General features: G+C 40.8%; 12 protein-coding genes and 1 pseudogene. 8 read left to right on the forward strand and 5 right to left on the reverse strand.

All coding sequences use genetic code 11. The annotated features are described in order from the left end of the window. The first annotated feature begins 44 nt into the window (after positions 1-44). Genes B3J29_RS07645 through B3J29_RS07655 form a run of 3 tightly spaced genes read left to right on the forward strand, consistent with a single transcriptional unit; the run spans position 45 to position 1,023 of the window. Positions 45-395 carry a hypothetical protein gene (locus B3J29_RS07645; protein ID WP_004785939.1) on the forward strand — a complete coding sequence of 117 codons (351 nt, stop codon included), beginning with the start codon at positions 45-47 and terminating at the stop codon, positions 393-395. A 17-nt stretch (positions 396-412) separates the two neighbouring features. Continuing rightward, the gene (locus B3J29_RS07650) at positions 413-697 is read left to right on the forward strand and encodes a DsrH/TusB family sulfur metabolism protein (RefSeq protein ID WP_286964842.1); all 285 of its coding nucleotides are present in this window, start codon (positions 413-415) and stop codon (positions 695-697) included. A gap of 14 nt (positions 698-711) precedes the next feature. Further along, complete coding sequence (locus B3J29_RS07655) at positions 712-1,023, forward strand: TusE/DsrC/DsvC family sulfur relay protein (protein WP_005235445.1); 312 nt, start codon at positions 712-714, stop codon at positions 1,021-1,023. 109 nt (positions 1,024-1,132) lie between these two features. Here the strand turns inward: B3J29_RS07655 and B3J29_RS07660 are convergent, their stop codons facing one another. The 3 genes and pseudogenes from B3J29_RS07660 to ybaK form a co-directional block, all read right to left on the reverse strand. Next, positions 1,133-1,615, reverse strand: a complete 483-nt coding sequence (locus B3J29_RS07660; protein ID WP_286964843.1) for a hypothetical protein — start codon at positions 1,613-1,615, stop codon at positions 1,133-1,135. Positions 1,616-1,679: 64 nt separating this feature from the next. Next, a pseudogene (locus tag B3J29_RS07665) lies at positions 1,680-2,881 on the reverse strand (YncE family protein). A 260-nt stretch (positions 2,882-3,141) separates the two neighbouring features. Further along, positions 3,142-3,609, reverse strand: a complete 468-nt coding sequence (gene ybaK, locus B3J29_RS07670) for a Cys-tRNA(Pro) deacylase (RefSeq protein WP_286964844.1) — start codon at positions 3,607-3,609, stop codon at positions 3,142-3,144. A 1,033-nt stretch (positions 3,610-4,642) separates the two neighbouring features. Here ybaK and aroQ point away from each other — a divergent pair. From aroQ to accC, 3 genes are read left to right on the forward strand one after another with little or no spacing between them, the layout of a single operon-like run. Beyond that, a complete protein-coding gene (gene aroQ / locus B3J29_RS07675) occupies positions 4,643-5,098 on the forward strand; it encodes a type II 3-dehydroquinate dehydratase (RefSeq protein WP_004785950.1) in 456 nt (151 codons plus the stop codon). A gap of 16 nt (positions 5,099-5,114) precedes the next feature. Further along, positions 5,115-5,531, forward strand: coding sequence for an acetyl-CoA carboxylase biotin carboxyl carrier protein (gene accB, locus B3J29_RS07680; protein WP_004785952.1), 417 nt, complete (start codon positions 5,115-5,117; stop codon positions 5,529-5,531). Positions 5,532-5,549: 18 nt separating this feature from the next. Beyond that, positions 5,550-6,920 carry an acetyl-CoA carboxylase biotin carboxylase subunit gene (gene accC / locus B3J29_RS07685; protein ID WP_286964845.1) on the forward strand — a complete coding sequence of 457 codons (1,371 nt, stop codon included), beginning with the start codon at positions 5,550-5,552 and terminating at the stop codon, positions 6,918-6,920. Positions 6,921-6,981: 61 nt separating this feature from the next. Here accC and B3J29_RS07690 read toward each other — a convergent pair whose 3' ends face one another. After that, entirely contained in the window at positions 6,982-7,428 is a 447-nt protein-coding gene (locus B3J29_RS07690) for a hypothetical protein (RefSeq protein WP_286964847.1), read from the reverse strand. A gap of 325 nt (positions 7,429-7,753) precedes the next feature. On the opposite strand from B3J29_RS07690, the gene B3J29_RS07695 reads away from it, so the two are divergent. Beyond that, positions 7,754-9,184 (forward strand): sensor domain-containing diguanylate cyclase, encoded by a 1,431-nt coding sequence (locus B3J29_RS07695; protein WP_286964849.1) that lies wholly within the window; start codon positions 7,754-7,756, stop codon positions 9,182-9,184. Between the two features lie 49 nt (positions 9,185-9,233). Beyond that, positions 9,234-10,724 carry an amidase gene (locus B3J29_RS07700; RefSeq protein ID WP_004785962.1) on the forward strand — a complete coding sequence of 497 codons (1,491 nt, stop codon included), beginning with the start codon at positions 9,234-9,236 and terminating at the stop codon, positions 10,722-10,724. 15 nt (positions 10,725-10,739) lie between these two features. On the opposite strand, the gene B3J29_RS07705 is transcribed toward B3J29_RS07700, so the two are convergent. Next, the gene (locus B3J29_RS07705) at positions 10,740-11,906 is read right to left on the reverse strand and encodes an MFS transporter (protein ID WP_286964851.1); all 1,167 of its coding nucleotides are present in this window, start codon (positions 11,904-11,906) and stop codon (positions 10,740-10,742) included. Positions 11,907-12,382 lie beyond the last annotated feature (476 nt).

Here is a 12,382-nt window from a genome sequence, read left to right on the forward strand (position 1 = left end):
ATGCTTCATTTTTCAGGATGTGTTGCTTTTAAAAGGAATCTTGTGTGAAATCTGTACTTGTTATATTAACCCAAGCCAACTTAAACAGCTTGCAGGTGCATGAAAGCCTGTCTGCTACGATGGTACTGGCGACCTTCGGCACTGAAGTGAAAGTGCTATTACAAGGTGCTGCTTTGAGTCTTTTACATTCTGAACTCCAGTTTGATCAGCTTAAACATGCCTTTAAACTGGCTTCAAATCTGGTGGATAGTTTCGAATTTTATGACTTGACACCTATTCTGGTTGAACAGAAAAATCAGGACTCTCCTTTTGTAAAGCAAAGCGAACAGGAGATTGAGTTGATTGAATTCAATTCAGAATTCGTTCAAAAATTTGATCACGTATTGTATTGGTAAGGACGAAGGATAGATAAATGTCAGATCAAACCCTTTACCTGATCCAGTCAGATTATGCAGCGACGGTGTCAGTCCTTGATCAGTTAGCAAAGCTCCATGCTTCAGATGATCAGGTGGTCCTGATGGGAGAATCAGTGCTGTATCTGGACCATGCCTTCGTACAGCAACTGCCGCAAGTTTATATCCTGAAAAATGATGCAGAAACTCTGATATCACCTTTATCGGGAAATGTTGCTTTACTCGACTACTCCGAATTTGCAGATCTATGTCTGAAATTTTGTCGCTGCATCTCAATGAAATAATCCATGAGTCATATATGAATCTAGAACTAGACCAAGATGGTCATTTAGTTGATTACACCATCTGGAATGAAGACGTTGCCCAAGTACTGGCAGATACACTAGAACTTCAACTTACTCCTTGGCATTTTGAAGTGCTACAGGCGGTCCGTCAATTTTATCAGCAGTTTGGGCATTCTCCTGCAACCCGCCCGTTGATTAAGTTTTTGATGAAGACAGTGAGTCCGGAAATTAACAATGCCTTATTGCAGGAAAAGTTTAATACAGGTTTAGTGGCACGTCATTTAAGCCGACTGGCTGGTATCCCGAAACCCGCGAACTGCTTATAAGTTTTAATCTAAAAAATGAATGAAGAAAAAGCCCGTTTTAACGGGCTTTTTCTTATTAAGCTTATTTATGATCTGTATTCACAGCTAAGTAAAGCTTTAAACCGGAAGATTAAAAACTTTTCTGATCCAATATATTTAAGGCTTGATCCAGCTGTGGAGAGATTTCAGGCAGAGCTTTCTGTAAAAATTCTATTTGAGCTCTCGCTTCTTCTGGAGCAACGACCTGGGCATTCACCAGATTCTGCTGCTGTACCAGCAAACGATCTAGCTGGCGTTCGTCTGGCTTTTCACCTTGACTTAAGCCATTCATCATTTGGGTAAAATCCAGATAAAGCTGGTTTCTCTGTTGTAATAAGACTTGCTGTTCAGAATCCATTTCCGGGTGCCCAGCGGTTCTTGCCGGTACAGCTGTTTCAGGATTTAAACTGGAAATAATTAGTGACTTTGCTGGAAAAGTCATCTGATCATCAGGTTTCAATATATTGAATTCTGCCTTATAGATATCCTTATGAACCTGATAAGCAATCCCAACCAGAATACCGGTTAACAACATTCCCGCCAGCAGATATAAAGTAAGTGTTTTGTTCCTCATATATGCCACCTACAATGCTTAGAGCAACGTCCATAATACACTGCTCTTTTTAAGCCATTATTTGCTACGGCGTAGACCAGTCTGCTGGGGCATAACCGATCCGGACACGCTGTGGATGATTTCCTACAGGCACACTGGTCACTTTATTTCCTGTCGTGAAATCAATTACGGTCACCACATCCGTTTCACTTTCTGAAATGATACAGCTACGGCCATCCGGACTTCTGGTAGCCCAGTATGGTTTACCTGCAGGAATTAATTTTCTGGCAGTCAGACTCTGACGATCCACAATAGTGGCATAATTATCCATCGTGCCCGCAAAACAGAGTTTTTCACCGTCTGCGCTGATGGATAAACCATGATGCCGGGAATCATTCACCCATTTGGTACGATCTTTGGGAATGCTATCGCTACCTGGCAACTGACCAATACGGGTCACTTTATTCTGGTTTAAGTCATACTCAATCAAACCATTAAAAAATGATACCTGAGCATAGAGTTTGCTTTCATCTTTGCTAAAAACCATCGGCCGCACTGAATTAGATAAATCCTTTCGACCAAACGCATCCAATACCGGTCTAAAGTCAATTTTCTTAAGCACCTGATGGGTATTGGCATCTGCAATAGTGATATAGCGTTTACCTTTGGTGAAATCCTGCCACTGCGCATCAAGAAAGGTTTCTACATTACCAATAGCCGAGTTCAGAATTTTTTTGCCATTATCAAAGTAAATATTTTCATGCGGTTTATCACCTGTCGCAAATCGACCAAGCTCCTTACCAGTATGAATGTCCAGTACATGCACCACATTTCCGGATGATGCAGAAACCGCGACACGCTGGCCATCTGGTGAAACTGCCATGTGATCCGCACTGAAGCCTTCAACTGGAGTACGCCAGTTCATCTTGCCGGTCTTGATGTTAATCGAGACCGCATCGGCAAAACTTGGACGGGATGCGACCACTGACTGTCCATCTGGCGTGGAATACATATCGTCGACCAGCTGATCATTACTTTCACCCGCAGTAGTTTGAATATAGGTATAGGCAATCAATTTGATTGGATTGAGGTAAATCTCTTCAGACGCTCCTTTCGATCAGGAATCATGTTAATCACACCAACCTTGCCAAAGTCACCTGAAGATCGAATCACTGTAACTGTTCCATCCCAGTTATTCCCCACAAAGAAAACTTGCTGGGAATTGGGTGGCTGAGGCTAGGTAGACGAGTCTGCCTGTGCAGTTGAAAAGACTGAGAGCATGGCCATCGTGGACAAGCTCATACAGAACCGTGATAATCGTTTTTTCTGGATTTCCATGCAGTATTCTCCATATTTTCTATTTTATTATTTTTATTTTTGTTCAATCCACAGTCAGGTCGTGGATCTCAATCATCCACTATACAATGAAGAAAAAACCATGCTGAATTTTCCGACAGAATAGAAATATGGGAACCCAGAAAAGTTGAAGCGTCCATTGATATGAACGCTTCTCAGTAAGATAGTTTTATTGAAGAATACTGAAAATTTTAGATATCTAATACATCCACAAATTTTGCATCTAGAACCTTAGCCAGATCCGCAGGACTTAAACCAATATCCAGCCCGCGTTTACCCCCACTGACATAAATTTTATTCAGCTGTTCCGCTGATGCATCAATGACAGTTTTCAGGCGTTTTTTCTGCCCGACCGGACTAATCCCACCGACGAGATAACCCGTTAGACGTTCTGCCTGTTTCGGATCAGCCATTTGTAACTTTTTACAACCAAAGACTGATGCTACTTTTTTCAGGTTTAACTGATGGTTGACTGGAAGAACTGCCACAAAATACTGCTTTTCATCCGTGACCAATAATGTTTTAAATACTTCTTCGACTGCTAGCCCTAACTTTTCTGCTGCTTCCAAACCAAAGCTTTTGGCATTGGCATCATGTTCATATTCGTGAATGCTATATTCAATTTTTTGAGATTTTAATAATTTGCATGCAGGTGTCATAACAGCTTCGATAGTATTTTGACGGGATCTTTATTATAGCTTATCAATTCTGCTTGGGTTTTATTCTGTGATTCTGCATAGCCAATACAATCAATATATGTTCAAAATACAATCAAATACCATTAGCTTTTAATCCAGAATATCTATTCATATTGCACTTTCACTGAACTTAGCTATCCCATTTATCCTTCTAATTCCGCATACCATCTCAGTTTTAAGCTTAAAAATTCATCATTTAAAAACATAGGCAACATTCAGATGAATAACAACGCCTATACATGAAGTGCCATTTTGCCAATGTTATTGAACGAACATAAAGAATTACAAATAAAGGTAAGACTTAGAAAATTGAGCACATTCGTCAATATTAGACGAGACCAGTAAAAGATTAATGAAGAATTATAAGTTTTTAATTTTACGTTTGCGAGCAGCATCATTTAGCCATTGTTCAGTAGCAATGAGCCTATCTCTTTTTGCACAAAGATAATGTGCTATTTACTTTGCTAACGAAATAAAACCCATTCAATAATAAACTTTAGTTCACACCATTTATCAAATAACTTTTTGATTTTTATTCCAAGTTTGATATTTTAATTTACATAATAATGAATAGAATAAAATTTTGATTCATCCAAAAATATAATGAAAACCCGGTCTTTTAATGATCACCACAATTTTTGATATGAGCAGAGACTTCGAGTAATAATTTTTATTTTTGACTAGCCATTGCCGAATAAACACACAATTTAAAAGAATTATGAATAAACATTGAGGTCTAACTTACACAGCATAAATGTAACAATTCAGCCAATTCATCTAAAATATAAAAATGATGTAAAAGACGAAGATTTGGTAGTTTTGAACATTGCTAAATGCTTGCAAAGTTTTCATTATATGGCCACTGCTTGGTACATGCTTTTCTATGTCAATTCAAAGAAATTATAAAAATAATGTAGGAATTCATGCCATAATAGGCGAAGTTTGTAGACATCTTGCAAACCCATCCTGAAAATTTTTAACTGGAGCACCATAGATGACTTCGACCATTTTGGTTATTCATGGACCGAATTTAAATTTGCTTGGAAAGCGCGAACCCGAAGTTTATGGTTATTTAACTCTAGAAGATATTAATCAGCAGCTCACTGCTCAGGCTGAAAAAGCTACTTTACAACTTGACACTTTCCAGAGCAACTGGGAAGGCGCAATTGTTGACCGAATTCATCAAGCCCAACAAGACGGCGTGCAATATATCATTATTAACCCTGCTGCCCTGACGCATACCTCAGTTGCAGTTCGTGATGCACTTCTTGGCGTGGCAATCCCGTTTATTGAAGTCCACCTGTCTAACGTCCATGCACGTGAGGCATTCCGACATCATTCATATCTATCCGATAAAGCTATTGGCGTGATCTGTGGTCTAGGTGCAAAAGGCTATGCTGCCGCACTCGACTATGTCATTGAAAAAATACAATCTTCTAAACAATCTTAATTAGGAATACTGTCTCATGGATATCCGTAAAATCAAGAAGCTCATCGATTTGATGATTGAATCTGACTTACAGGCGATTGAAGTTAAGGAAGGTGATCAGTCGATCGCTCTGACTCGTCGTAATCCAGTAGTTGCAGCAGCTGTTCCTGCAATGCCTGCACCTGCAGCTGACGTCCCTGCAGCTAAATCTCCTCGTGGTGCAGTTGAAAAATCTCCAATGGTTGGCGTGTTTTATGCAGCTCCAAGCCCAGGTGAAGCACCTTTTGTAAAAATTGGCCAAACTGTTTCTGCTGGCGAAACACTGGGTATCATTGAAGCAATGAAAATCATGAACCCGATTGAAGCAACTCAAAGCGGCGTGATTGAAGAAATTCTGGTGAAAAATGGTGAAGTGATTCAGTTTGGTCAGCCACTTTTCCGTTACCGCGCCTAATCACTTCGGGGATTCATAATGTTGCAAAAAGTTTTAATTGCAAACCGAGGTGAGATTGCCTTGCGCATCGCCCGAGCTTGCAAAACTTTAGGAATTAAAACAGTCGGTGTTTATTCAGACGCTGACAAAGACCTGATGCACTTACGCTTCTGTGATGAAGCCGTGTGCATCGGTCCTGGCGCGAGCAGTGACAGTTACCTGAATATTCCAGCTCTGATTACAGCCGCTGAAATCACCAGCGCAGATGCCATCCACCCTGGTTATGGCTTTTTATCTGAAAATGCTGAATTTGCCGAAATCGTAGAAAGTTCTGGTTTTATCTTTATTGGTCCACGTCCAGAACATATTCGCCTGATGGGGAACAAGGTTTCTGCGATTATTGCCATGAAAAAAGCAGGTGTACCAACTGTACCTGGCTGCGATCATGCGGTGACCATTCACAATGCCTTAGCTGAAGCCAAAGATATTGGTTTCCCGCTCATCGTGAAAGCGGCTTCCGGTGGTGGTGGTCGTGGTATGCGTATTGTAGAACGTGTAGACACCCTGCTTGAATCAGTACAAGCTGCGCAGCGTGATGCTGAAATGTGGTTTGGTGATGACACGGTTTATATGGAACGTTTCCTGCAAAAACCGCGTCACGTCGAAGTACAGGTTCTAGGCGACGGTAATGGTCATGCGATCCATTTATATGACCGTGACTGTTCTTTACAGCGTCGTCACCAGAAAGTACTTGAAGAAGCGCCAGCGCCTAACCTGCCAGAACAGGCTCGAGCTGACATTCTTGAAGCCTGTGTCAATGCTTGTAAATTGATGCAATATCGTGGCGCCGGTACATTCGAGTTCTTGTTTGAAGAAGGTGAATTCTTCTTTATTGAAATGAACACCCGTGTTCAGGTGGAACACCCTGTGACTGAAATGGTCACCGGTATCGACATCATTGAACAGCAGTTACGTATTGCAGCTGGCTTAGGTCTGGATATCCAGCAAGAAGATGTACGTGTTCAAGGTCATGCGATCGAATGTCGTATCAACGCAGAAGATCCATCGAACTTTATGCCATCTCCGGGCAAAATCGAGACCTTCTATGCGCCAGGTGGCGCAGGTATCCGTTTAGACTCTCATATCTATCCAGGCTATAGCATCCCGCCGTATTATGATTCTATGATTGCCAAACTGATTGCCCATGGTAAAGATCGTGAAACTGCAATTGCGCGCATGAAACAGGCCTTGGATGAAATGATTCTGACAGGCGTGAAAACCAATATTCCATTACACAAAGATCTGATTCTTCAGGATGAAAATTTCTGTGAACATGCAATGGATATTCACTATCTGGAAAAACATTTGTTAAAGCAGCTTGAAGGTGCTGAAGACAAAGAAAAAGCTTGATTTGAGACATGATCTAATAAAAAACCGCTGAAGTCAGCGGTTTTTTATATCTAGCCTTCAATCAAGGCAAAATGCGTCGAAGCACAGCAAAACATTGTTCTGCTTTTTCATTGGCACAGAAATTAATGGTATTGGAATTCTGCCACTTCACAAAATACTGCGAAATCTCACCTGACTGATCTACCTGATTGCCGGAACAGTCTTTTTCATTATTATCGTATTTAACCTGCATAATCAACGCTGGTATCTGTGCAGCCGGATCTTGTGAAGGCTGATAGTCATACAGCCCTGTGGTCCATTCTGAACCACTTTTAATGACTACATTGTTATTACCTTTAAAATTATAGTATTCAACACATTTTTTATTATCTGGAATTTCCATTCCCCATAGCCCAACAATTTCAGGACGAGTATTAATGGTAAAAGTATTCGGAACTTCGAGAGGTTTCGCAATACTATTTGCAGTTTGATTATTATTTTCTGTTGCCATTAGCCAAGATGAGCTCATGAGCAAGACAAGGCCAAGACAGGTTTTTTTCATATTCACAGGCTTCGTTTCAATCCTAATAATTAATTTTAACTTATCATATTTTTCGGGATCATATTCTGCTCTGCATCAGTTTAAATACCGAAATAAAACAAATTTTTATCATTATAGTTTAAAAACATGGATTTCCTTTTTTAATTTTTTTGTATATATTTCGTATACAAACGTATATTGATAACGTAAGTAAAAACAGATTATTCCAAGAATAAAGTTGTACTTTTGGGTAAAAAGCATTTCCCAAACAAAGTGATATTTCACAAATAAAAATTAGATACAGGACTTAGATTTGCGAATACCTCGAATCACAGACCGGAACTTGAATCCTGAAACATATGCCTACTTGGTCATTCTTTTCATTATTTTAGTGACTTGTTTGATTAGCATTATGACCAGGACACAGGATTACTTAGCCATACTCTGGCCTGCCAATGCTGCCTTACTGGCCATGTTTTTACGCTTCCCCCATTTAAACAATATGGGCGGGTGGCTAGGTGCTTTCTGTGCGTTCATGCTTGCTGATCTGGCGACAGGTAATAATCTTTTACAGAGTCTGTTTCTAACGCTTGCCAACTTGATTAGTACTATTGTATCGCTGTTTTTTATCCGATATTTCCAGATCAATTATAAGTACTACAATACTGGCTTCACTTTCGTGCATATGTTCGGCATCTGTGCATTCGCAGGATGCCTGGCCAGTGCAGTGTTTGCCGTTGCGACCTTACCCAATCTTCCCCATTCCTTTATGACCAAGGAAAATTTATGGATAGATTTTGGGCTGTGGTGGACAGGCGAAATGGTAAATTACATTATTGTCCTGCCGCTTTTTCTGGCCTTTCCTAGAACCAAAGATCTCAAATATTTATTTAAAAACCGCAGAAAGAAGCAGAACTCATTGAGTTATTTACTGCCAGCAGGCACGGTAATCCTGTGTATTATCCTGAGCAATATTTTTGTCGGTCCAGGTGCCCTGCTTTATCCTTTAGCAGCTTTAATCTGGGCAGCACTGACCTATCGCATCTTTACGATTGCAATTATTAATGCCTTTGTAATCATTTTGATGTATTACAGCCTGACCCAGTTCTATACCACTACACATGATACGCTGGCAGACTCGACCATTTATATCTCATTAAGGATCGGACTGTTTATGCTGGCATTGTCGCCGCTGATCCTGTGTATTATCAGTCAGAACCGTAACAACCTATTTAAACGCGTATTGTATTTGGCCAATCATGACTGTCTGACGCGGACCATGAACCGGCATTTTTTCTTGCAGAAAGGTGAATATTTACTACAACATTCCAAGAGTGTGCAGTTCTCCCTGATTATGCTGGATATTGATCATTTCAAACGTTTAAACGATCATTTTGGCCATCATGTGGGCGATAAAGTACTGCAACACTTTGCTGAAATCATCCGTTCTAATTTACGTTCTCAAGATCTGTTTGCGCGTATTGGTGGTGAGGAATTTGTCATTTTGCTTTGGGATACTAAACCTTCTAAAGCCCAATTTATTGCTGAGCGTATTCGTGAACTGGTAGCTAAAACGCCAATGTATCAACCTGATGGCTCACCTTTATCGATTACCGTGAGTCTCGGGATTACGCATCAACATGCGCCACTTTCTCAAGATTTACAGCAACTGGTCAATACCGCAGATCAGGCCTTATATCAGGCCAAACACTTGGGACGTAATCAGGTGGTGCTTGCATCCTGAACTGAAACCCTCTACAACCTTATAACAATATCAACGCTAGGGAATGCAGATGAAATTTGAAGAATACTTACAATACGATGGATTAGGACTGGCTGAACTGGTTAAAAATAAACAGATACATTCAAGTGAACTTTTATCAGTCGCTTTAGAACGTAGTGCGAATATTAATCCTGAAATCAATGCCATTATTATTCCCATGCATGAGCATGCCTTGCAGCGTACCCGGCAAGATCTGTCAGGTCCCTTTGCCGGTGTTCCATTTCTAGTCAAAGACCTGTTTCAGGAATATGCAGGTTATCCGACGTCTTATGGATGTCAGGGTTTAAAGCGCATTGGGTATATAGCTGATACCAATGCCGAGATTGTTAACCGTTGGGAACAGGCAGGTATCGTGACCTTTGGCCGTACCAACACTCCTGAATTCGGAATTAAAGGCATTACCGAGCCAGATGCCTGGGGTAGCTGTAAAAATCCGTGGAATTTAAGACATAACAGCGGTGGCTCATCAGGCGGTTCTGCTTCTGCTGTGGCAGCCGGCATTGTGCCAATTGCTGGTGCAGGTGATGGTGGTGGCTCAATTCGTATTCCGGCTTCCTACTGTGGTCTGTTTGGTTTAAAACCAAGCCGTGGACGTACACCGTGGGGGCCGCAAATGAGTGAAGCAATGCATGGTGCTGCCATTCAACATGTACTCACTAAAACTGTTCGGGATAGTGCAGCAATGCTGGATGCCACCCATGGTGAAGATCGCAGTTCACTGTTTACGATTCAACGTCCGCATACACATTATCTGGAAGTGATTCAGCAACCACCAAAAAAATTAAAAATCGCATTTAATACGCGTTCCAGCATCGATACGCCTGTTTCTCAAGATGCTATTAAAGCGGTAGAACAAACTGCCCGTTTACTGGAATCTTTAGGTCATGAAGTCGTTGAGGATCAACCGCAGATTGATGGCATGCAACTGGCTAAAGATTTTATTACGACGTGGTTTAGCCAGTTTTCTTATATGCTGAACGAAATCCAGAAAGGCTATCCATCCAGATCAGGCGATTTTGAACTGGATTCTCTGGCTCTGGCTGCTTTTGGTGCCAAAACAACGGCGATTGAATATATCCAGAATCTGACTAATTGGGGACAATATGTAACCCAGATGAATCATTTCTTTGATGATTATGATCTCTACCTGACGCCAGCCACGGCCACTGTTGCACCCAAAAATGGCGAAGTCAAGACACCAAACTGGCAGAAGCCGATTCTTAAAGCTTTATTAAAAATGAATAAGGCACATCTATTGGCACAAGGTAAGCTGGTCGATCAGATTGTAAAAGAAAACCTGCAATGGGTGCCATTCACCCAATTAGCCAATATTACCGGCCTTCCGGCAATGTCAGTACCGCTTTACTGGAATGAAGATAACCTGCCTTTGGGCTCACAGTTTATTGCACCATTTGCCCGTGAAGATTTACTGTTACAACTAGCCGCTCAATTAGAACAGGCTCAGCCCTGGTTTGATCAATATTCCAAAATCCGCATTTAATCATTCAATCGTATCTTAAACCTGCTTTTGCAGTTCGACTTTGCTGGGTAAGCCAAATACCAGCAATAGGCCCAGCAAGGTCGAGAGCGCAGCAGCAATAAAGATTGATGTTCCACCCACCTGATCCCAATAACGACCGGCTAGAATGCTGCCACTCGCCACGCCTAAGCCCCACATGGTGCTATACAGTGCCTGCCCACGGCCTTGTTGTCCGGCCGAAAAGTTCTGAAAAATAACCCGCATAGCAATCATATGAAATAAGCCAAAACTCAAAGCATGAATGGTCTGGGCAAAAAACTGTGCCAGAAATGACGATGGAAATATGCCGACTGTTAGCCATCTTAAACCAGTCATTAACAGGCATAGCATCACCAGATGACGCCATGACCAGCGTGTCAGAAAAAATGTGGCATAGGCAAACATAATGATTTCAGCAATAACCCCAACCGACCAAAGCAATCCGATCTGACTGGTACTGAATCCATTCTGGCTGAGATAGTTACTATAAAAACTATAAAACGGCGCATGTGAAAACAGCATGATCAGTTCAATCAGAAAAAAACTGTATACCACCGGACGCTTGAAAATCGGCCATAAAGCTTCGAGTTTTTTCTGTGCTGTCGGTGCTGCTGTTGGTTCTTTGATAGTGAACGACCAGAGAAAAGCCAGAAATGAGATACAGAGTAATAAGACTGGTAGCATACTAATGCTAATAATCTCAAAAATGGCACCTAAACCAAATACGCCAATAATAAATCCAATAGAACCCCACTTACGCACTTTGCCATAGAGCTCTGCCCTTTTTTCACCTAACCAGAATAAAGTTACGCCTTCAAACTGAGCCAAAATCGCATTTTGAAAGAAACTGAAAATCAGCATGAGCAAAGCGACTGACTGGAAGCTATTTGGAGTGATAAAAATCATGAACCAGATACAAGCTTCCATCCAGGTAGCTATACGCACCAGCAACATGCGTTTCCCGGATTTGTCTGCAATCCACCCCCAAATAAATGGCGCAAAAAATCGGGTGACAATCGCAATCGAAGATAAAATCCCAATTTCCTGATAATTAAAGCCTTGATCTTCCAGATACAGACTCCAGAAAGGCATGAATGCGCCCACAATCGCATAATAAAAAAAGTAGAAAAAACTGAGTCTGTAATGAATAGCTAGAGATTGCATCAGACTAGATACTCTTTCATTTCTGATAAATTAAAATAAATATAAGTTGCGCTGAGTTGCATTGAATGGGTCTCGGTTGGATCTCGATAATCTATAAGATAATCATCTATAGATTCTTCAAAGTTCTTTAACTAATTTGAGAAAAGTTAAATTTTAACTTAATACATTAGCTAAATTCTTAATTTATTCTGCTAGTTCACATATGAGCTTATCAATCGTAATCATTTGATGGATCTAAGAATTAAAATGACTGAGGTTATAACATTTAGACAGCTCAGCACTGCAAAATTCTAAGTTTTGCTCGGGCTTGTCTGTCATGGATATCACCAATAAGAAAAGAAAAAACCCTTGAACCTTACCGGATTTATCGGAGATTTTTTTATTTAAGTTAGGCCACCTGACCTAACGGGTTAATCTTATCATAGTACATTGCTTCAAAATCAAAAGGTGATACATAACCCAGTGCACTGTGTACA

Source organism: Acinetobacter sp. UBA5984 (assembly GCF_002429925.1).
Taxonomy (GTDB): Bacteria; Pseudomonadota; Gammaproteobacteria; order Pseudomonadales; family Moraxellaceae; genus Acinetobacter; species Acinetobacter variabilis.

What these genes read in the sequence shown, in the direction of transcription:
- B3J29_RS07650 (WP_286964842.1), top strand. Translation starts at nt 413, where the DNA reads ATGTCAGATCAAACCCTTTACCTGATCCAGTCAGATTATGCAGCGACG.
- B3J29_RS07655 (WP_005235445.1), top strand. Translation starts at nt 712, where the DNA reads ATGAATCTAGAACTAGACCAAGATGGTCATTTAGTTGATTACACCATC.
- B3J29_RS07660 (WP_286964843.1), bottom strand. Translation starts at nt 1,615, where the DNA reads ATGAGGAACAAAACACTTACTTTATATCTGCTGGCGGGAATGTTGTTA.
- ybaK (WP_286964844.1), bottom strand. Translation starts at nt 3,609, where the DNA reads ATGACACCTGCATGCAAATTATTAAAATCTCAAAAAATTGAATATAGC.
- aroQ (WP_004785950.1), top strand. Translation starts at nt 4,643, where the DNA reads ATGACTTCGACCATTTTGGTTATTCATGGACCGAATTTAAATTTGCTT.
- accB (WP_004785952.1), top strand. Translation starts at nt 5,115, where the DNA reads ATGGATATCCGTAAAATCAAGAAGCTCATCGATTTGATGATTGAATCT.
- accC (WP_286964845.1), top strand. Translation starts at nt 5,550, where the DNA reads ATGTTGCAAAAAGTTTTAATTGCAAACCGAGGTGAGATTGCCTTGCGC.
- B3J29_RS07690 (WP_286964847.1), bottom strand. Translation starts at nt 7,428, where the DNA reads ATGAGCTCATCTTGGCTAATGGCAACAGAAAATAATAATCAAACTGCA.
- B3J29_RS07700 (WP_004785962.1), top strand. Translation starts at nt 9,234, where the DNA reads ATGAAATTTGAAGAATACTTACAATACGATGGATTAGGACTGGCTGAA.
- B3J29_RS07705 (WP_286964851.1), bottom strand. Translation starts at nt 11,906, where the DNA reads ATGCAATCTCTAGCTATTCATTACAGACTCAGTTTTTTCTACTTTTTT.